The sequence below is a fragment of the Bacillus sp. JJ1122 genome, from assembly GCF_036964885.1.
Classification (GTDB): Bacteria; Bacillota; Bacilli; order Bacillales; family Cytobacillaceae; genus Mesobacillus.
Genome location: NZ_JBALQL010000042.1, coordinates 27,374 through 46,858 on the forward strand (window position 1 = coordinate 27,374; position 19,485 = coordinate 46,858).

The window sequence follows — 19,485 nt, forward strand, 5'->3', positions numbered from 1 at the left end:
CTGGACATTTCTCGAAGTGCATTTTATACTTTCTTATCTTTTAACGAAAACCCGGCAGAATATCTCTGCCGGGTTTTTGTTTTTCCTAATTCTCAAGCTTCCAGTTTTGGATATCATCTGCTTCGATAATACCCATCACGACATCATCCACATCCGGGTCGGCCAGGACCTTATCCCTGACCCTGAATTTAATATCATCTGCATCTGCAAGGGTAAGACCTTTACGAAGTTCCAGATAGCTTTCGACATGATATTGTCTGCCTTCCTGGATCATCCTTAATTTATTGATATCGACGACATCCGGATCTGAAAGGATGGTTTTAGCAATTCTGTCCTCCAGCTCCTGCGGGGCAGCTACACCTATTAGTCCGATTGTATTCTCATAGCCAATCTTTAAGGCGATGCCTACCAGCAGAAGCCCAATCAGCAGTGTCCCTAGTCCATCGAGAAAATAATAGCCTGTAACGTCTGCCAGTACGATTGATGCTAGAGCCAGCAGTGCTCCAAACGTAGCAATCAAATCTTCGTAAAATACCAGCCTGGTCGGCGGTGCTGCGCGATTGACATTCTTAAAAGCATTAGCGATCAGCCCGGTTCCGTTTCCTTCTGTCCGCGTTTCATGTGCAATTTCCTTCATTGCCTTTAACAGAATGGATCCATCCACCAGTACCGCCAATGCCATTATCGCAACATTAAGCCAGAGATTGGTTGAGGCTTTCGGGTGCTGGATCAGCTCCCACCCTTTTAGAATGGTTTCGTATGCCATAATTGAAATGATAATTACGGCAATAAGTACAAATAAGTTCACGACTCGTCCAAATCCCATTGGGAATTTTTTTGTTGCCTCTTTTTCAGAAATTGAACTTCCGATAAAAACAAAGAATTGGTTCAATGCATCTGCGACTGAATGCAGAGTTGTAGCAAGCATCGTTCCACTTCCGCTTACACCTGCCGCTACTCCTTTCACAACTGCAAGAAAAGTATTTCCGAGTGCCGCAATCCCGGATGATTTATTGCCTCTCTTAAAAAATTCGATAACAGAAGCCATTCATTCACCTGCTTTTTTTGATTTCTTTATATACTCGTTAAATGTTCTTTTACATTTTTCACATTTCAGGTATCTTTAAACATTTAATTTATACAATCATAAAGAACTTTCACAAAATAAATACCCATAGAGGAGTCTCAGGTGGGGTTTCTTTTGAAATATGAGCAAGCTATACTTTTCTCTTATGTCCTGTTTTTACCTGCTTCTGTCATCCACTTGTTGTATGCATTAAAGTGCTGCTTTATATTTAGAAAAATGTCATCAATCAATAGCTCGATTCCGATGGATGTAAGTGAGAATATATTTGCATAGTGTTTCTTGACTTCCCATTTTAGTTCATGCTTGCCGCAAATGCTGTATTTATTTACCTCTTCCATCTCTTTGCTCAGCAATGCGAGCTGCTGTTCCTTTTCGCTCTCTGGAAGAATGATTATCTCATCGATTTTTTTTATATATTCAAGTGACTTGAGGATTTTCTCGTGGACTTCATCAGATGTCTTTTGATCAACCAGTCCATACTTCAGCTTAAAAGCATTCAGTTTTTTGGCTGACTCATAAGTTGAGTTGACGATGTCATTTCTGCTCATATAATCTGTCTCAAAGCTGAGCATGTATTTCCAGGATGGCTGGGTGATTGCTTTTCGATGATCTTCAATACTGTGACAAAATTTCTTGTATCCATATTTTTCGGGATTTTCGAATGCCGGGCTTGCCGGATCAAGGAAGGGTGCTAGAGGTGCGACAAAGTAAGAAAGCCTTGAATCCTGTCCGCACGCGAGGTGAATCTTCTCGCAAAAATCAACATTACTGAGCGCACTTTGGTAATCCTGATGGGGAATGCCGACCATGAAAAAGATATCTATTTTTTTGCAGTTATGGCTTAAGGCTGACTGCAGTGTTTCCATAACCTTGGCATTCGTACAATTAAATTTGCCATTGTAGCGGCGGATTTTTTCATCATGTGTTTCTAATGTGAGTTCTATGCTGTATTTAGGGATAACCTTCTCTATCTTTTCGAAGAATTCCTCATTCGCATATTGGAATAACTCAAAAACCAGTTCATTCTTAAGTTTGATTTTTCCTAACCGCTCAAAGAACTCGTCGACATATTCCTTTCCGTTCTGGCGGATATCATGCAGGATAAAAATAGGTGCCCTGCTAAAGCGCTGGATGAAAAGAATATCTTCTACAAGCTTCTCCGGTGACCGTTTAGCAAGAACTTTCCGATTGCAATTATCCTTGTACGATTGCTTGGAGCCTCCGCAAATCAGGCATCCCTGCGTACAGCCTTTTGCAGTCAAGATCGCTGTATTTGGATATTGAAGCCAGCCTTTATATGGAAGTGGATCAAGAAAGTTTTTATATTTAAATACCGATTTAATTGTATATCGATAACCTGGTATATCAAATTCATCCAAACTGTCAGGTACATGGCTTAAAGAATTATATGAAGGCTTCCCATCCTTCTTCCAGGTTAGGTTAGGGATGCCTCCAAGCTGGGGAGTGCCCTTTTTCAGGCTGTTTATCAGGAGGAGCATTAATTTCTCTGTTGAATCCCCTCTCATTACAAAATCAATAAAGGGATATTCAATCAGCTCTTTATGGTAATAAGTTGCGGAAAGCCCTCCAAAAATCACTGGGGTATCCGGATGCAGCTTTTTAACTATTTTCGCTAATTCGATACTTCCATGAGCATGGGGCAGCCAGTGCAAATCGATGCCAAAAGCCTTTGTCCTAAGTTTTTTCAGCTTCTTTTCCACATCAAAATTCCCATCCATCAGCATCCGGTTTGCGATATTGATGATTTTCACCCGCATGCCATGCCGTTCAAGATACTCTGCAATGCTTGTCAACCCAATAGGATACATTTCAAAAACGGGTGATGATGGGACAACGTCGCTGATTGGGCCAGCCAGCAGAGTATTCTTCCGAAAATCAAAAACACTAGGGGCATGAAGCAATACTAAGTCGTACTTCAATTGAATCACCTCGGGTAGATTGGATACTCTATTAAACTACCTAAAAAGGTACTGGAGGATTACACCCTAATCATAACGCTAAAGGGATTCGTCCCAATCGAACAAAGACAACTATTTTGTGAACGACTGACCGTGATCTCCTAACTGAACCTTGAAATATATATAAATAAAGGTTTAGACCATTTATGAATATTTTGTGTTGTGTATTTTATTTATGGGAATTGTATTTCTAGTTTCAATGGATTGAAAAAACAAAGAGACTGCCCAATTTAGCAGTCCCTTTAAAATATTCCTCATAATATTATCTTTTAAAGAAGTCTTTTTCCTTAGGAAGACTTTATTCCCCCTTGGTTGCTGCTTCTTTATTTTAACTTTTCTCCTACGCATGCATTTAAATGCTGCAATCATTTAGCATTTCTCTTGTTGTACCATTAACATTTCTTCCTCCACCCTGCCTAACTTAAGCAGATGAGAGTCGAGACGCTTATGGATTGTGCTGAATTCTGAGCTATTCTTCACTTCGGCCTTTTCCAACAGTTGTTGCAGTGCATTTTCTATCTTGGCGCTTTGCATTTCTTCCATACGCTCAAGTGCATCTTTTATGTCTGTGATATCAATCTGGTTCGATGTGACACGATGTTCAATGCTATCCACTTTTTCAAGCCGATCAAGTCTTTTTTCAATTCCTTCAGCTCTTTTATTCAATGATTCAATTGAATGTCCAATATCCTTTAAGAGATTAAAAACCTCAGAAATATTCCCTTCCTTTGTCATTGTTCATGTCCCCTTTATACTGACTTAAGAACATTTTATCATCATAAGACACATCGATATGTTACAAAACTAGGAACAATCAAGGGCGTTGTTTGAATTTTAGACATAATTGAAAGTATCACTATAGATCGATCGTCACCAATAACTTTTCAGCATTCTTATCAAGAAATAACCGAAAGTATGCTCCAGCACTCTGGTAAACGTAAAGCCATAAGCCTGTTCAGTGTCTTTAGCGGTATTTCCTTCTTATTTTCCAAAAAAATCAGAAGTGACTAGTTGCTTCCGGATGTTGCTTTTAGCCCGATAATCCCTATTAAAATGAATGCCACAAACATAAGTCTTAACAGGCTTTTTGGTTCCCCAAACAAGACAATTCCAAGAATGACTGCCCCGGCAGCACCAATTCCTGTCCAAATTGCATATGCAGTACCGATCGGCAGCGTTTTAACAGCCATTGATAAAAAATAAAAGCTAATCGCCATCCCAAGCAAGGTAATGACCGTTGGAAGCACCTTAGTGAATCCCTCTGTATATTTCAAACCGATTGCCCAAACGACCTCAAAAACACCTGCAATGATTAAAAATACCCAAGCCATTTAGAGTGCTCCTTTCCAATGAAAAAACCCGGGAGATATCTGAGGATATCTCCCGGGTTTTTATCCCTCCGTGTACACAGGTATTCCCGTGCGCCCTCTCTCGGACCAGGCCAGCAAGCTGCGGAACCCTAGAGGACTTTTTCATAATAGGTATGGTAACATAATCAAAACGCACAGTCAAAGCCTGCTTAATCAATTACATGAAGCTGTGGGGACTTATTCATCATTGTTTCATATTCTGTTGACGGCAGCGGAGGTGAATAGAAATATCCCTGAACCTCAAGGCAGCCAAGCGACTTCAGCAAATCAATCTGCGATTTGGTTTCGACTCCCTCTGCAATCACCTTCAGCTTCAGATTATTCGCCATAGAGACGATTGTCGAGATAATCTCCCGGTTTTCCTGTGAATCTGAAATAAAGCTTTGGTCAATTTTCAAGCGGTCAACAGAGAGTTTACTTAAATAACTTAATGAACTGTAACCTGTGCCGAAGTCATCAATACTTACTTCGATGCCAATCCGCCTTAGAGCCTGGAGCTGGGCATTAATGCTGTCCTCTTTTTTAATCATGATGCTTTCCGTTACTTCAATTTCGATCATATCTCCCTTGAGGTTAAACTCCTTGAGGGCTTGCTCCATGAATGTAACAAAATCTTCTTGATAAAAATGAATAATTGAGATATTGATTGAAGTCCTTGGCACTTCATACCCAACTTCTCCCCACCTTACAAGCTGATTGAACACTTGTCGGATAATCAGCCTCTCGAGAGGGACAATTAAATTGGCCTCTTCAGCAATCGGTATGAAAACGCCTGGAGGAATCATTCCATGGTGGTGATGCTTCCACCTTGCCAGAGCTTCCGCACCGGTAATCTCATTTGTCGACGCGTTGTATTTTGGCTGGTAGAAAACGGTCAGTACATTATTATTGATTGCATTCCGCAAGTCATTTTCAAGTTCAAATTTGTTTAAACTTTGGTCAATCATGCTCTTATCAAAAAACTGGAAATGATTTGAGCCATTTTCCTTCGCTTTATACATCGCCATATCGGCATATTTCAAGATCAAATCAAGCTCATTGGCATCGTCAGGAAAATTTGAGATTCCTATGCTTGCTGTAATAAGAAACTCCATTCCTTCCGCAAAAATCGGTGACTGAAATGCTTTTACAATCTTTGAGGCAATCTCCTCTGGTTTATAAGGTCCAGGAGCTAGGACTGCAAATTCATCTCCGCCAATCCTTGCGATCAAACAGTTTTCAGGAATCACTTCCGTAAGCTTCTTCCCAATTTGCATTAAAATTTTATCTCCAAAAGAATGCCCGAATGTATCATTAATTCTTTTAAAGCGGTCAAAATCTAGATAAATTAACGAAAAGTTCTCACTCTTAATAAATAGCCCTGACATTACCTTTTCCAAATTGCGCCTGTTGGGTAAATTGGTGAGTTCATCATGGTATGCAAGATATTCGATAAGCTTGTCTGCCCTATTCTTTTCCGTAATATCTCTTACGATCCCGAAAACGCCAACGACCTTATCCTTTACTATTATTCTTACGGCTGTAATTCTCACATTTGCAGACGTAAGATCTCCTCTCTTAAGTGATGTTTCAATCACTTTTGTTTCTCCACTCAGGACCTTCATGAAATACTGTTTAATCTTATTCTCTTCTTCACTTCGGTCAATTAACTGGATAAAATGAACCCCGGCCAACTCACTGGCGGAATACCCTGTCAGTTCGGTTGCTTCCTTATTGACGTTAAGAATATTGCCTTTTAAGTCAACTCTAAAAACTGCATCGGGATTGTGGTTGAACAAAGATAAATGTGACTGGACATTTTTCATGATCAATCTTTCTCCAAATACGTCAGGAACGAGCATAAACAACAAGTTCGCTGCTGCCATAAAAATAAAAGGAGCTATAAATGCGTATTTGCCCGTCCCCTCTGGCGCAGCAACAATTGAAGTCAGCAAAATATATGGAATAGCAGCCAGTGCCATTCCTCCAAACACACAGCCAGTATATTTATACTTTCTCACAAACTCGTATATATCCTCATTTGTGATTTGCATTAAAAACCTTAGTAACGAAAAAGCCGTTACTAAAATGAACAAATACGAAAAAGCAAGCAGCATAGGCTGGACATCAATCGAATGCTTAAAAATAATCGAGAAAGCCCCATAGTCCGCAACTATGATGCTTGTCCCTATTAACAAACTAGTAAAAATATATTGTGATGTGTTCGCAATATCCCTTTGTGCCAAATTCAGCGCAGCATATGATCCGATTCCACAAATGCCAAAGAATAAAAGAAAGTACAAATAAAAATTGCTTGTAGAAAAAGGCACGCCAGCAGAGATAATCACGAATAAATGAGTTAGCCAAAATGTCAGTGCCAGCAGTAACGAATACAAGACCATATTTTGTCTTTTTCTATCTGTTTGCCTTTTGACTTGCCTGCTGAATTCAACTGCGATAATGCTAGTGATTATTGAAAAGACAACAGTCAATGCGACGTTATTAAAATCGAAAATGTATATGCGGGGAATATCCATCCTGCCCCTCGTTTCTTTAAGAAATTTTTCTAGTCTATTTATCATCATTATACAGTAGTAGCAGTAAAAATCGTCTTAATTCATGAATATTTTTCCAGAACATCATACTTGAATAGTGAGTATGAATTGAATTTCATAACCACTTATCATTCCAGAATTATCCTGAATTTATTATAATAGAGGCAGGACATAAAAAATTCGAATCACTGCTTGCTTACCATTCTGCTGCCTTACTCCACATGCTATAGCCACACTTATTTTATCGACAGTATCTAGGCAATATTAAGGGATTTGAACAGGTTATTTCGGCTTTCCTGCATGTACTGATTAAACACTTCCATTCTTTAAAGAATGGCATCCAAAATCATATGGGAGGAGGAATCATTATGAAACTGGATCACAACAAAACCCCGAAACGGCCTTCCTTTAAGCGTTCATTTATGAAAATGCAAAACGCCCATTTTAAGTTATGGATTGCTTTTCTCAGTTCATGTTTTTGCGGCTATATGATTGGAATGTCATTAGACTGGGGTTTTGGGTATTATCCTATATTTACTATTATGGGTGTATTAGGAGGTGCTTCAGGAGTTTTTCTGTATAAGCAATCGCAATTTAGAAGATGCTTACAATGAGGACGGCAAAGTTTGGCCAGTTATTGAAGTTACGGTTGAAGATGTACGAAAGGCCGTTCGTGTCTTTTCAGATCAATTGCCACAAGGTGTGTATCGGACAATCTTGGTAAAAGACGATCACAGTATTGATTTTGAACAGCTTGCAACAATTATGAAAGGAATCCCATCACGGAAGTTTTACATGTCGAAGGAAACATATGACATTTTTGAGGAAACTGAAAAAGAAATCGCGATTACAATCGATAATGTACAGAAAGCTGTCGACCTATATGTTAAAGAAAATAAACAATTTCCCATGCTTCCATATGATCCATTATACAGGGTCAACTATTACCAGCTGCTTCAAGCACACTGTCTTGACGCACAGCCTGATATTGAACTTTATATAACTAAATACGACGGGCTGGTAACCCATATAAAGCCTAAGAAGAACAGCATGGGAATTTGATACAGCGATTCTTCTAGTTGGGATTCGCTTTTTTTGTACTGCCATTTGCTGACTATTGTTTGATGAGTAACCATACCTTAAAAGCCAAGCTGTTTCCGAAAGATTTACTTTTGGAAAATCCTAAAAATACAGAATCCGATTTTTGCTTTTAGTAGTGGAAAGCAACTTTTTATGAATTGCCTTATTTAGAACATTATGCTGATTAGATAAAAGCCAAGCAACATAAAAATCAGGAAGATGATTGTTGTTGAGACCTTTATAAGTTTATTAGCTGAAGCGAATGTTTGACTGTTGATGTTCTTTCTCACCGCAAAATAGTGGATTGTCGCAAAAATCAGGATGATTATACCAGCTATCAAAGAAAAGACGCTGACAAACACTGCTATGGTATCAGCGATTTCGCTGACTAAACGGATATTGTTGAAATGCAGGCTCGAAGCCAGAAAACCGATTCCTATAATGGCAATGGATGTCCTGACCCAAGCTAGATATGTCCGTTCATTCGCAAGGTGCTGCTGTATATATTTTGACTCCAGAGTTTTATCTTCTTCCAAGCTCTTCACTCCCCATGTTTTCTCTTTCTTTTTCGGGATCTGCTTTCTTCCCATCATTCAGTTTACCACTATAGGTTTATACTTTACTTCTAGGGTGCTCATTTTCCATCCACTTACTACCTGTTTTTAGCCAATGGACTCGATGATATTAACTACGTTTAGCTATAAGTAATCTCCAAATAAAAAAATCACGGCAGAGTGATGCTGTGATTTTTCTTTTTGGTTGATAAGGTATAATGAAGTGAGGAGGCTGATTCTGTTGGAAAATGAGAAAAAAGAATTTCCTGTATTTGAACTTGATGAAGAAACATTATTTATGGTATCCCAAACTTTCAAAGCACTCTCGGACCCTACCCGCCTTAGAATTTTACACCTTCTATTCCATGGTGAGCATTCAGTGAATGAAATTGCAGAAAAGCTCTCTCTGCTGCAGTCAACTGTTTCCCATCAGCTTCGTTTTTTAAAAAACCTTAGGCTGGTCAAATTCCGGAGAGAAGGAACGACCCTATTTTATACACATGACGACGAGCATGTAATCGAACTATTAAAAAAGAGCATAGAACATGCCAGCCATCATTGATTGGCTGGCATTATTTCTATTCTCCTATTAATTGCATGGTTTATGCGCGCATGGACAGCCGTTCTCTTCTCCTTCAACCTGAAGTGTGCTGTGTTCGATGCCAAAGTCGTCGTGCAGCAGTTCCTGTGCTTGATGAAGGACTCGGTCATGAAACCCCTCCCCTGCAACAGCGATGTGGCCGCTTAGCATGGCTACACCTGAAGTAATCGACCAAACATGGATATCATGAACATCTGTTACGTTTGGGATTTTCATCAGCGCATCCTTTACATCATTTACCTTTATTTGTGCAGGTGTGCCTTCCATCAGGACGTGGAATGACTCTTTTGTTACTCTCCATCCGCTTATTATAATTAGAACCGCAACGGCGATACTTGCGATTGGATCAGCCAGCCCCCAGCCAAAGAAATAGATGAGTAATGCAGCCGTAATAGCTCCAACAGAACCTAGCATATCACCAAGCACATGGAGGAACGCACTTCTTACGTTTAAATTCTCATCCTTGTCACCGCGCATCAGAATCCATGCAGCGATGATATTAACAATCAGACCAATGAACGAAATAGTCAGCATGCCCATGCTCTGTACCTCTGGGGGATTTAGGAGTCGATGGTAGGCTTCATAAAAAATATAGATGGAGATCAAAATCAAAGTCAGGCCGTTTAAGGCAGCAGCAATAATCTCAAATCTTTTATAGCCGAATGTCTTCGAATGTGTCGCTTTCCGTTCGCCAAGCTTCATAGCGAACAAACTTAAGCCTAAGGCTGCCGCATCACTTAACATGTGGCCTGCATCCGACAGCAGCGCAAGGCTGTTCGTCAAAAACCCTCCGATGACCTCAACAACCATAAATGACGCAATTAACAGGAAAGACCAGAATAATGCTTTTTTATTGTTAGTATGGCTGTGGCTGTGGCCGTGACTATTGCCGTGTGAATGATTATGACCCATAAATAATCGCCTCTCTTTCTATCTGTATATGAATATATGCTCATATATATAATTATGACTTAATATTAAAATAGGTTCAACCTATTTTTAATGCATCCAAGTTGGTTTTCCATTGATCATTATGGCGTTTTTAATGACCGCAGAATCAGCAGATAATAAACATCCACACCTGTTGTTATAAATACCTTTTTAGTATTGGTTTTACACTAAAAAATATAAAAATATCTCTGTAAGCAAGTTTAACAACCCCTAAATTATGGCGCGCCATAATAAAAAACCGCTGAAATCAGCGGTTTGATTGTAAATCTATAAATATTTCCGGTGGATGCCTTTGCCATCATATGTGTACAGCATCGCCCTTCCCTCGACAATCGTCTCAATGTGGCATTTTCGGCCCCATAACTGGTGTATATATGGAAGCACCTTTTCCAGGTATTTAATATCTAATTCAATACCCTCGTAGCCGTGCTGGATATAAAGCTCCCCATTTTTCAGATAGTCGCCGTCTGTAACGGACAAATATGGAAAGCCCCCATTTACCCTCATGCTGACGAGCTGGTCACGAACCTGCTCCCATGCTTTGTCGACTACTTTGTATTCCCTTCCTTGTTTTTGGAAAAGATACATATCTTCCCGCATGACCAGATCTTTTGTCAGGTAGTTGCGCAAAAAGGAGATATCCGACTCAATCTCTCTGACCTCAAACATTTTTTCACGGCCTGAACCAGATTTTACTCCGTGCCGTTTCATTTCTTCTGTAGGATTATTATAGCGTTCCTCAATGTCCTCGAATATTTTTATCCCAAGATAATAAGGATTAATCCCTGTCTTTGAAGGCTGGACAACACCAGCATTCAGCTTGGCGAATTCAATCGCTTCACCGCTCGTCAAATCCATTTCCCTGAGAATTCTTTGATGCCAGAACGAAGCCCAGCCTTCATTCATGATTTTCGTTTCAAGCTGCGGCCAAAAGTACAGCATTTCTTCTCGCATCATTGTTAAGATGTCACGCTGCCAATCAGCCAGATAAGGGCTGTAGCTTTCAATAAATAGTAATAAATCCTTTTCGGGACGCGGTGGAAACTTCTTTTTCTTTGGAGCCTCTTTTTCATTGGACTTCTTTGTTTCAAGTCCCCACAAATCATCATATGGGGTTGCACGAGGTGCAGGGTCATCCTCTGATTCATCCTCAGCAGACCATGAGAGCTTAGGCCTCATCAAGGATGGATCGATGTGCTCCTCAATGGCAAGCACTGCGTCCAGGAAGGACTCTACAGCTTGCTTCCCATGCTCGATTTCATACCTTCTAATCCGGTCAGCAGTAGCTGCCATACTTTCAACCATATCACGCTTCGTATTTTGGAATCGGACATTATTTTTGAAAAAATCGCAATGCGCCAGAACATGGGCAACAATGAGCTTGTTTTGAATCAAGGAATTAGAATCAAGTAAAAAGGCATAACAAGGATTTGAATTGATGACAAGTTCATAGATCTTCGATAACCCGAGGTCATAGTGAAGCTTCATTTTATGAAATTGTTTTCCAAAGCTCCAATGCGAAAATCTTGTAGGCATACCATATGCACCAAATGTATAGATGATTTCTGCAGGACATATTTCATATCGCATCGGATAAAAATCAAGACCGAATCCCTTGGCGATTTCGGTAATCTCAGAAATGGCATATTCCAATGACTTTTGATCTTCTGACACCATCTCTCCCCCTTTCACTTCTTACCACAATGTATGAGCAAAAAGGGAGAAAGATGAACGGGTTATCGGGTTTGCAAAAACTTTACTGCTGTGCTTGTTCGGTCACGGTAAGGTTCAGAAGCCTGTTGTTTTTCAAATCATGTGTAATTTGTACAGTGGCAAGTAAAGGCTTGCCGTCGGCCGATACTTTGAATTGAAAAGAATCGACAACTTGGCCATCACTCAATTGCTTCCGGCCCATATATTGATAATCCCGGACTTCTTCACCTGGAAAGTCTTCTTTGATGACCGTAATGGCAATTCGTCCGTATTTTTCGTAATCAGGACTTTGGGCAGTAACAACAAGACTATTCATGCTTAGCAGAATAATCAGTGTGGCAAATAGAGGCGTAAAATATTTTTTCATTAAGCATGCTCCTTTTCATGGGTTATTTTATTTTCCTCAGTAGTTAGTTGAATATGTACAGGATAGCCTGAGGAAAAAATACCCTGTTTACATTGCAGCTAAAAGGGATTAGTTTATACAGGTAAAACTTGAAAATCCCTGTAAACAGGGACGACCAACATTTTCTGAGAAAGTTCCCGCTTCAACTCCATATAATATTATCAACTCCTTACAAGGAGGAACGGATATGAATAAATCGGATTATGATCGTGCCTTATACTACACGCACCGATCACAATGGGATAACCTGCTCATTTTAATGGTCAGGACAGATGACCAATTTCTGGCCAAAAAGATCGAACATTTTCTCCACGCTTACAATTTTGAAAAAGATTATTCTGTCATTGAAAAATGCCTGTATTCACTGCTAAGATACATCGACCACGCAAATGAAGCCGCCGGCGATGACTTCCTGGAAACCGCTGTTAACGGCTTGATCTAAAATGAGAATTCCACCAAAAAACACGGTCACCTATATTAAGGTGCCGTGTTTGCTTTGTTTTATTCGACCCATTTGACTGTAAAAATTTCCATTATGCATCAGAATTCAGGCTGATGGCGGCTGCTGATCGATCAACTGGTTCCTAACTGCATATAATGCAGCCTGAGTGCGGTCAGCAAGTCCAAGCTTAGCCAGAACGTTTGATACATGTGTCTTAACTGTTTTCTCGGTAATGAACAAGGAAGAGGCAATTTCTTTATTGCTTTTCCCGCTGGCAATTTCCTTAAGCACCTCGAGCTCACGCTTAGTAAGATCATCTAACGGTTTTCTTTCCTGCCTGTTATTGCTTGATAAATGTTTCATTACAAGGGATGTGGCTTTTGGATGAAGCTGGTCCTCCCCATTCATGATTCTCTTGATAGACGAGACGAGTTCGTCAGGCTGAATGTCCTTTAATTGATAGCCTGACGCCCCCGCTTCCACAGCTGGAATGACATGCTCCTGGTCGGAAAAGCTAGTCAGCATCATGATTTTTATCTCGGACATTTCTGATTTAATCATTTTCGTCGCCTGGATGCCATCCATTTCTGGCATGACCAAATCCATCAGTATTAAATCAGGACTCAATTTACGCGCAAGCTCCACTGCTTCCTTCCCATTGGCGGCCTCACCCACGACCTCAATCATTTCCTGCGTCTTCAGGAAAAAGACTAATCCCCTTCGGACAACATGATGATCATCTGCGATCAGAACTCTAATTGCCATACTCCGTTCCTCCCCGATTTCTATATTTAACACGATAAACTATACTGGAATGGTAACTATGATAGACGTACCTTCATCCATCTTGCTTAAAAGCTCGAGTTTCCCGCCCAACGTCGCTGCTCTTGTCTTCATGCTTTTTAAGCCGAGGGATGGAATTTCTTTATTCGGATCAAAGTTGAAACCACAGCCATCGTCCTTTATAGTCATTGTCACCAGCTCGTTTTTTATTTCTAGTTTAAGCTCAACTTTATTCGCCTGTGCATGCTTCTTGCAATTCGCAAAAGCCTCCTGACCAATTCTCCATAGTGTCTCCTCCACTTTTCCGGGAAGGCTCGATACACCCGAGACTTCGGTTTCAAGGGGCAGTCCCAGCATTTCAGCGTAGCCAGACAGCGCACAAATAATTCCATTTTCAAGACCCCGTGGCCGAAGCTGCCAGATGAGCGCCCTCATTTCGCCTTGGGCTTCCTGGGCTAAATCCTGAATATAAGCAAATGTCTCTTTCACCTGATCAGTGTCTGACATTTCAGCTCCCGCTCTTGCTGTCAGACTAAGTGAAAATAACAGCTGATTAACTGAATCATGGAGATCCCTCGCCAACCTGTTCCGCTCAGCTGCCAAAGCCAAATCTTGTTCCTGCTGAGTCAGCTTTATTCGTTTAATTGCGGTACCAATTTGGAACGCGATTGCCTCGAGCAACGCAAGCTCCTCAACTTGAAAATGCTTTTTGTTTGGCGAGCCTACATTGAGGACACCGAATTTTTCATCTCCTGCTCTTAAAGGGACTGTTGCATGATGTGTCAATCCATGCGTCTCACCAGTATTATGAATGATGGCATCCTCTATCCTCTTGCATTCAAATATGTTCGTGGCTTTATTCAAACGGCCATCATTATATCGATCCACACACCAACAGCTGCCATGGCACATGGGTTCATATTTATTCAATGAAAGGGCCGGTGGAAGTTCAGCCTTCGCGGCCAGCTGGTAGCTGCCTTGTTCATCGATCAGGAATATCCACCCTGTTTCAAGTCCTGTAATATGTAAAAGCTTCGCTAAAACCTCTGTTAACACGCGATTGATTTCAGTTCCTTCATTCAAAAGCTCAGCTATTTCCTTCAAGATACTGATCTCGGAATTCTTTTTCTCTACCATCAAGATCCCCCCGTTTTTTTCCATTATATCTTTTTTGGAAAAATTGCGCTTTCGAAAAAAGTCTGAATTTCTCATCAGTCAAAAGTAGCAGGGGACAGCTGTTAAGAATCAAGGGATGAAAAAGCAAGTGCTTCGACCAGCACGGACGAGCTTAAGAGGAATAGAGAAGGCCGCACCTTAGTCATCTGCGGACAGGATTATTAACTGGAGTTTGTTTAATTATCCCTAAACAACAGTTTATTATCAGGGTATGGAATAAGTAGAGAATAACGGGGATTTCGTAGAGATTATCAAAAATAACCGCAAAAAATATTCATCCTTCTATAATTGCCATCAGCAGCCATTTCTCATTGCAAAAACAAAAAGATCCGAAGAGAAAAAATCTCTTCGGATCATCATTTTTATTATGCGATCGGATAATTCTGGACCAGAGGGTGAATAACAATTTCATCAATCAGCATGTGTTTTGGGGCAGAAGCCATGTACACTACAGCATTAGCGATATCTTCTACCTTTAGCCAGTCGTGCTTTTCAGGTAGCCCTTGTTCAGAGTTGGCAAAATACGTATCAACCATACCCGGGTTAATTGTCCCGACGCGGATTCCATACTCTCTCACTTCCTGGGCAAGCGAACCGCTGAAGCCCTGTACCGCATATTTAGTTGCAGTATAGGCACTTCCGTTCGGGATTGTATATCGACCGACATCTGAAGAAATTGTAATGATCGTACCTGATTTACGTTCCTTCATATGCGGCAATACCGCTTTCACACCAAGGAATACCCCTTGTACGTTTACTTCAAAGAGCTTCTTCCACTCTTCGACTTTCACTTCCTCAGCCAATTTGAAAAAGCCAATTCCAGCATTATTTACAAGAACGTCAATCTGGCCAAACTTTTGAAGCGTTTTTTCGACCAGGTTCTGAACCTGCTGCTCTTCGCTGACATCCGTCTGGACTGCAATTACATCAGGAAAGCCCTTCTGCATCAATTCCTCTGCTGTCTGGATAATTTCTTCAGAGCTGCCGGCAAGAGCAAGCTTCACTCCCTGCTCAGCCAATTTGATGGCTATCTCTTTGCCAATCCCTCTTGATGCTCCTGTTACGATTGCTACCTGATCTTTTAACATTTTACTACTTCCTTTCTATCTGCAGAAACCCTAGGTGTTATACGCTTATGAATAGGCTATGACGTTTGCAAAAATGAAAAGCTTATAAATTCTTAGCTGCTTCCATTTTTAACTCAACCAAATCCATGAAGTCTTGCTCAATTTTTTGCAGTTTTTGTTTGCTTTCAGCAAGGCTCTTGTCGTTTACGCCAAAGTAAAATTTAATTTTTGGCTCGGTTCCCGATGGGCGAAGGCACATCCATGAACCATCCTCTAGATAGTACTTAATGACATTTGATGATGGAAGCTCAATTTTTTCTTCTACATTGTTCGCATCCATTCTTACTCCTGTTAAATAATCTTCCACAGCAGTTACTTTCAATTCACCAAGTTTCTTGATTGGCTCCGAACGGAAGACACCAAGCGTTTTTTGGATCAGTTCTGCGCCTTCTTTTCCTTTTAAAGTAAGGGAACGCAAACCTTCCTGATAATAGCCATATTCTTCAAAGACACTTTGAAGAGCTTCATACAATGACATGCCCTTCTTTTTATAATATGCGCATACTTCAACAGCAAGCATTGCCGCCTGCACAGCATCCTTATCGCGTGCAAAGTCACCAATTAAATAGCCATAGCTTTCCTCATAACCAAACAAAAACTTGTACTCTCCTGATTCTTCATATGCTTTAATTTTTTCAGCAATGAACTTAAATCCAGTCAGGACATCGATTGTTTCAACTCCGAATGATGAAGCAATATTACGGCCAAGTTCAGAGGTCACAATGGTCTTTAACACAACACCATTTGCCGGCATCGTCCCTTTTTCCTTCTTCTGAGTCAAAATATAATGAAGAAGCAGTGAGCCTGTTTGGTTACCTGTCAGCACAACGTATTCTCCATCTGGATTCTTGACGGCAATGCCAAGGCGGTCAGCATCTGGATCTGTTGCAATCAATACATCTGCATCAATTTTCTTCCCCTCACGGATCGCCAGCTCAAATGCAGCATGCTCTTCCGGATTGGGGCTCTTGACAGTCGAGAATTCAGGATCAGGCAGCTCTTGTTCTGCTACAACGGTGACGTTCTGGTATTTCAAGTTTGTCAGTATATTGCGAACGGGCATATTCGCTGTCCCATGCAATGGTGTGAAAACTACCTTTACATCAGCCTCATCCGCTAATGTTGGATTTTCAGAAATCGTCATCAATTTCTCAAGATAAGCACGGTCCACTTCAGGTCCGATCATTTTGATCAAGCCCTTTTCCCTCAGTTCCTGCTCGTCCATTACTTCAATTGACAACTCATTGTCAATTTCGTTCACCTTTGCGATGACCTCATCCGCGCTTTCAGGCGGCAGCTGGCCTCCGTCATAGCCATAGACTTTATAGCCATTATATTCAGGAGGATTGTGGCTTGCCGTGATCACGATACCTGCGTATGCATGCAGGTGGCGGACAGCAAATGATAACTCAGGAGTCGGCCTTAATTCTTCGAAAACATATGTCTGGATGCCGCGAGACGCAAGTGTTTTCGCAGCCTCCATTGCAAACTCAGGTGACTTGTGCCGCGAATCATAAGCGATCGCGACACCGCGCTGTTTTGCTTCAGATCCGTGTTGTTCTATGTACGCAGCCAGGCCAGCTGAGGCTTTTCTGACCGTATATAAATTCATTCGGTTCGTTCCTGCGCCGATTTCCCCGCGCATCCCGCCTGTTCCGAATTCGAGATTCTTGTAAAAAACTTCTTCTAAATGCTGGCCATTCTCTTTAATTGATTCTAATTCTGCTTTAAGTTCCGGGTCCAATCCAGCAAACCCTAGCCATCTTTCGGCTTTCATTTTCCAATCCATTGAATGCCCTCCTGAAGTAATGATTTAAAATCTTACAGCTAATTATAAAACAATATTGGCTTATTTAGATAATTTTTATCTAATTTACCTATATTGTTAGTTCGATATCGTAAAAGCATTTCCCTTTCATATATATAGAGGCTTTTTGATTATTTTGTTGTTAATTATTGCAAAATGGCGTTAACGACCAATCATATTTATAACTGCATTTCCTATTCTCCACTTTCCATAACAAAAGCCCGCCGAACGGCAGGCTTTCTTTTTACTACTTTTTATAATGAATCCGGTAAATATCATGTCTGCGATCTTTTAACTGGCGAACCGTACCGTCCTGGCGCTGGCGGCGTAATACCTCGAGGTCGACATCGCCGATCATCACCATTTCAATGTTCGGATTCGTTTCACCTACGATACCGTCACGTGCGAATTCGAAGTCTGATGGAGCGAATATGCCTGACTGTGCATACTGGATATCCATATTTTCTGTTTGCGGCAGATTCCCAACAGTACCTGAGATAACAGTATAAATCTGGTTCTCGACTGCCCGTGCCTGCGAACAGTAACGAACTCTTAAATAACCCTGCCGGTCCTCTGTACAGAAAGGGGTAAAAAGAATTTTAGCGCCCATTTCAGTTGCAATCCTCGCAAGCTCTGGAAATTCGATGTCATAGCAAATCTGGATTGCAATTTTCCCGCAATCTGTATCAAATACTTTTACCTCGTCTCCGCGGCTGATTCCCCACCATCTGCGTTCGTTAGGAGTAATATGAAGCTTATATTGTTTTTCAATTGTTCCATCCCGGCGGAACAGGTAGGAAATGTTGTAAATCTCATCATCATCTTCTTTTACGAAGTGTGATCCGCCAATAATATTCACATTGTAGCGAACGGCCAGATCAGTAAACAATTCGATATACTGCTCTGTATACTCGGTCAGCTTGCGGACTGCAAGTGATGGTGTTTTTTCATCCAGGAAAGACATGAGCTGTGCTGTGAACAGTTCAGGGAATACAGCAAAATCAGAGTCAGCATCTGATGCCACATCCGTAAAGTATTCTACCTGATGTGCGAAATCTTCGAATGATTGGATTTGCCTCATCATATATTGAACCACACAAATGCGGACTGGGTTACTTGTTTTGAAGAAACGCTTTGACTTCGGCTGGTAGTCGACATTATTCCATTCCATCAAGGTTGCGTACTTATTGGACTGAAGGTCATCAGGAAGATAATTCGGATTGATCCTCATAAGAGTGAAGTCGTTTCTTAGCTGGAAAGAAAGAACAGGATCGTAAAGCTTATGAGTTGCAACCTGTCTTACATATTCCCTTGGTGACATTTCTTCTGCATGCAGATGATAATTGGGAATTCTCCCTCCAATAATGATGCTTTTCAGATTCAATTGTCTTACAAGGTCTTTTCTTGCTTCATACAATCGGTATCCAACCTTCATCCTGCGGAAATCAGGATGAGTCATCACTTCGATTCCATACAGATTGTATCCATTTGGGTTATGGTTTGTAATATAGCCGTTGTCGGTAACATCATCCCACGTATGGCGGTCATCATATTCGTCAAAATTTATAATCAGGCTTGAACAGGAGCCAACGATTTTCCCATCATATTCCGCAACAAATTGCCCCTCAGGAAAAATGTCCAGGTGACTTTCCAACTGGTCACGCTTCCATGGGTCCATTCCAGGAAAGCAGCTATTCTGCATTTTTATGATTTCATCAATATCTTCATAATTTGTATTGCGAATGATCATTTTCTTTTCAAATTTCGATAAGTCCAGTTCCGTCGTCATAGGGTCTTACACACCTTTCGTTTCTTCACTCAACATTTTATAAACATGCCTATTAATAAAAGGCTCTTTAAATAAGGCTGTTGATT

General features: G+C 40.8%; 17 protein-coding genes and 1 riboswitch. Of the genes, 3 read left to right on the forward strand and 14 right to left on the reverse strand.

The window, feature by feature from the left end; all coding sequences use genetic code 11:
• Positions 1–85 precede the first annotated feature (85 nt).
• The 5 genes from V7201_RS20675 to V7201_RS20695 form a co-directional block, all read right to left on the reverse strand.
• The gene (locus V7201_RS20675) at positions 86–1,048 is read right to left on the reverse strand and encodes a cation diffusion facilitator family transporter (RefSeq protein ID WP_335378650.1); all 963 of its coding nucleotides are present in this window, start codon (positions 1,046–1,048) and stop codon (positions 86–88) included.
• 182 nt (positions 1,049–1,230) lie between these two features.
• Complete coding sequence (locus tag V7201_RS20680; protein WP_335378651.1) at positions 1,231–3,027, reverse strand: TIGR04190 family B12-binding domain/radical SAM domain protein; 1,797 nt, start codon at positions 3,025–3,027, stop codon at positions 1,231–1,233.
• 408 nt (positions 3,028–3,435) lie between these two features.
• On the reverse strand, positions 3,436–3,801 hold the full coding sequence (locus tag V7201_RS20685; protein ID WP_335378652.1) for a hypothetical protein: 366 nt from the start codon (positions 3,799–3,801) through the stop codon (positions 3,436–3,438).
• A gap of 272 nt (positions 3,802–4,073) precedes the next feature.
• Positions 4,074–4,397, reverse strand: coding sequence for a quaternary ammonium compound efflux SMR transporter SugE (sugE, locus tag V7201_RS20690; RefSeq protein WP_335378653.1), 324 nt, complete (start codon positions 4,395–4,397; stop codon positions 4,074–4,076).
• Positions 4,398–4,444: 47 nt separating this feature from the next.
• Positions 4,445–4,540: riboswitch (guanidine-I (ykkC/yxkD leader) on the reverse strand.
• A gap of 45 nt (positions 4,541–4,585) precedes the next feature.
• The gene (locus V7201_RS20695) at positions 4,586–6,952 is read right to left on the reverse strand and encodes an EAL domain-containing protein (protein ID WP_335378654.1); all 2,367 of its coding nucleotides are present in this window, start codon (positions 6,950–6,952) and stop codon (positions 4,586–4,588) included.
• 576 nt (positions 6,953–7,528) lie between these two features.
• On the opposite strand from V7201_RS20695, the gene V7201_RS20700 reads away from it, so the two are divergent.
• A complete protein-coding gene (locus tag V7201_RS20700; RefSeq protein WP_335378655.1) occupies positions 7,529–8,032 on the forward strand; it encodes a DUF3939 domain-containing protein in 504 nt (167 codons plus the stop codon).
• 185 nt (positions 8,033–8,217) lie between these two features.
• Here V7201_RS20700 and V7201_RS20705 read toward each other — a convergent pair whose 3' ends face one another.
• Entirely contained in the window at positions 8,218–8,643 is a 426-nt protein-coding gene (locus V7201_RS20705; RefSeq protein ID WP_335378656.1) for a YidH family protein, read from the reverse strand.
• Between the two features lie 259 nt (positions 8,644–8,902).
• Between V7201_RS20705 and V7201_RS20710 the strand changes: the two genes are divergently transcribed.
• Positions 8,903–9,166: an ArsR/SmtB family transcription factor gene (locus V7201_RS20710; protein ID WP_335378723.1), complete on the forward strand. Its 264-nt coding sequence runs from the start codon at positions 8,903–8,905 to the stop codon at positions 9,164–9,166.
• A gap of 27 nt (positions 9,167–9,193) precedes the next feature.
• Here the strand turns inward: V7201_RS20710 and V7201_RS20715 are convergent, their stop codons facing one another.
• The 3 genes from V7201_RS20715 to V7201_RS20725 form a co-directional block, all read right to left on the reverse strand.
• Positions 9,194–10,117, reverse strand: a complete 924-nt coding sequence (locus V7201_RS20715) for a cation diffusion facilitator family transporter (RefSeq protein WP_335378657.1) — start codon at positions 10,115–10,117, stop codon at positions 9,194–9,196.
• Between the two features lie 306 nt (positions 10,118–10,423).
• Positions 10,424–11,833: a SpoVR family protein gene (locus V7201_RS20720; protein ID WP_335378658.1), complete on the reverse strand. Its 1,410-nt coding sequence runs from the start codon at positions 11,831–11,833 to the stop codon at positions 10,424–10,426.
• Between the two features lie 79 nt (positions 11,834–11,912).
• Positions 11,913–12,236, reverse strand: coding sequence for a DUF3889 domain-containing protein (locus V7201_RS20725; protein ID WP_335378659.1), 324 nt, complete (start codon positions 12,234–12,236; stop codon positions 11,913–11,915).
• Between the two features lie 226 nt (positions 12,237–12,462).
• Here V7201_RS20725 and V7201_RS20730 point away from each other — a divergent pair, with 226 nt between their 5' ends.
• On the forward strand, positions 12,463–12,717 hold the full coding sequence (locus V7201_RS20730) for a YhdB family protein (RefSeq protein WP_335378660.1): 255 nt from the start codon (positions 12,463–12,465) through the stop codon (positions 12,715–12,717).
• A 105-nt stretch (positions 12,718–12,822) separates the two neighbouring features.
• Here the strand turns inward: V7201_RS20730 and V7201_RS20735 are convergent, their stop codons facing one another.
• The 5 genes from V7201_RS20735 to V7201_RS20755 form a co-directional block, all read right to left on the reverse strand.
• Entirely contained in the window at positions 12,823–13,482 is a 660-nt protein-coding gene (locus tag V7201_RS20735; protein WP_335378661.1) for a response regulator transcription factor, read from the reverse strand.
• A gap of 39 nt (positions 13,483–13,521) precedes the next feature.
• Positions 13,522–14,637, reverse strand: a complete 1,116-nt coding sequence (locus tag V7201_RS20740; RefSeq protein WP_335378662.1) for a GAF domain-containing sensor histidine kinase — start codon at positions 14,635–14,637, stop codon at positions 13,522–13,524.
• Between the two features lie 404 nt (positions 14,638–15,041).
• Entirely contained in the window at positions 15,042–15,764 is a 723-nt protein-coding gene (locus V7201_RS20745) for an SDR family oxidoreductase (protein ID WP_335378663.1), read from the reverse strand.
• A gap of 82 nt (positions 15,765–15,846) precedes the next feature.
• The gene (locus V7201_RS20750) at positions 15,847–17,592 is read right to left on the reverse strand and encodes a phospho-sugar mutase (protein WP_335378664.1); all 1,746 of its coding nucleotides are present in this window, start codon (positions 17,590–17,592) and stop codon (positions 15,847–15,849) included.
• Positions 17,593–17,857: 265 nt separating this feature from the next.
• Positions 17,858–19,399, reverse strand: a complete 1,542-nt coding sequence (locus V7201_RS20755; RefSeq protein ID WP_335378665.1) for a bifunctional GNAT family N-acetyltransferase/carbon-nitrogen hydrolase family protein — start codon at positions 19,397–19,399, stop codon at positions 17,858–17,860.
• Between the last annotated feature and the right edge of the window lie 86 nt (positions 19,400–19,485).

Bases quoted from the DNA above. Each gene is read 5' to 3' on its own strand.
- V7201_RS20710 (WP_335378723.1), top strand. From the start codon at position 8,903: ATGGTATCCCAAACTTTCAAAGCACTCTCGGACCCTACCCGCCTTAGA.
- V7201_RS20715 (WP_335378657.1), bottom strand. From the start codon at position 10,117: ATGGGTCATAATCATTCACACGGCAATAGTCACGGCCACAGCCACAGC.
- V7201_RS20705 (WP_335378656.1), bottom strand. From the start codon at position 8,643: ATGATGGGAAGAAAGCAGATCCCGAAAAAGAAAGAGAAAACATGGGGA.
- V7201_RS20720 (WP_335378658.1), bottom strand. From the start codon at position 11,833: ATGGTGTCAGAAGATCAAAAGTCATTGGAATATGCCATTTCTGAGATT.
- V7201_RS20685 (WP_335378652.1), bottom strand. From the start codon at position 3,801: ATGACAAAGGAAGGGAATATTTCTGAGGTTTTTAATCTCTTAAAGGAT.
- V7201_RS20695 (WP_335378654.1), bottom strand. From the start codon at position 6,952: ATGGATATTCCCCGCATATACATTTTCGATTTTAATAACGTCGCATTG.
- V7201_RS20755 (WP_335378665.1), bottom strand. From the start codon at position 19,399: ATGACGACGGAACTGGACTTATCGAAATTTGAAAAGAAAATGATCATT.
- V7201_RS20735 (WP_335378661.1), bottom strand. From the start codon at position 13,482: ATGGCAATTAGAGTTCTGATCGCAGATGATCATCATGTTGTCCGAAGG.
- V7201_RS20675 (WP_335378650.1), bottom strand. From the start codon at position 1,048: ATGGCTTCTGTTATCGAATTTTTTAAGAGAGGCAATAAATCATCCGGG.
- V7201_RS20740 (WP_335378662.1), bottom strand. From the start codon at position 14,637: ATGGTAGAGAAAAAGAATTCCGAGATCAGTATCTTGAAGGAAATAGCT.
- V7201_RS20750 (WP_335378664.1), bottom strand. From the start codon at position 17,592: ATGGATTGGAAAATGAAAGCCGAAAGATGGCTAGGGTTTGCTGGATTG.
- V7201_RS20730 (WP_335378660.1), top strand. From the start codon at position 12,463: ATGAATAAATCGGATTATGATCGTGCCTTATACTACACGCACCGATCA.
- V7201_RS20725 (WP_335378659.1), bottom strand. From the start codon at position 12,236: ATGAAAAAATATTTTACGCCTCTATTTGCCACACTGATTATTCTGCTA.
- V7201_RS20745 (WP_335378663.1), bottom strand. From the start codon at position 15,764: ATGTTAAAAGATCAGGTAGCAATCGTAACAGGAGCATCAAGAGGGATT.
- sugE (WP_335378653.1), bottom strand. From the start codon at position 4,397: ATGGCTTGGGTATTTTTAATCATTGCAGGTGTTTTTGAGGTCGTTTGG.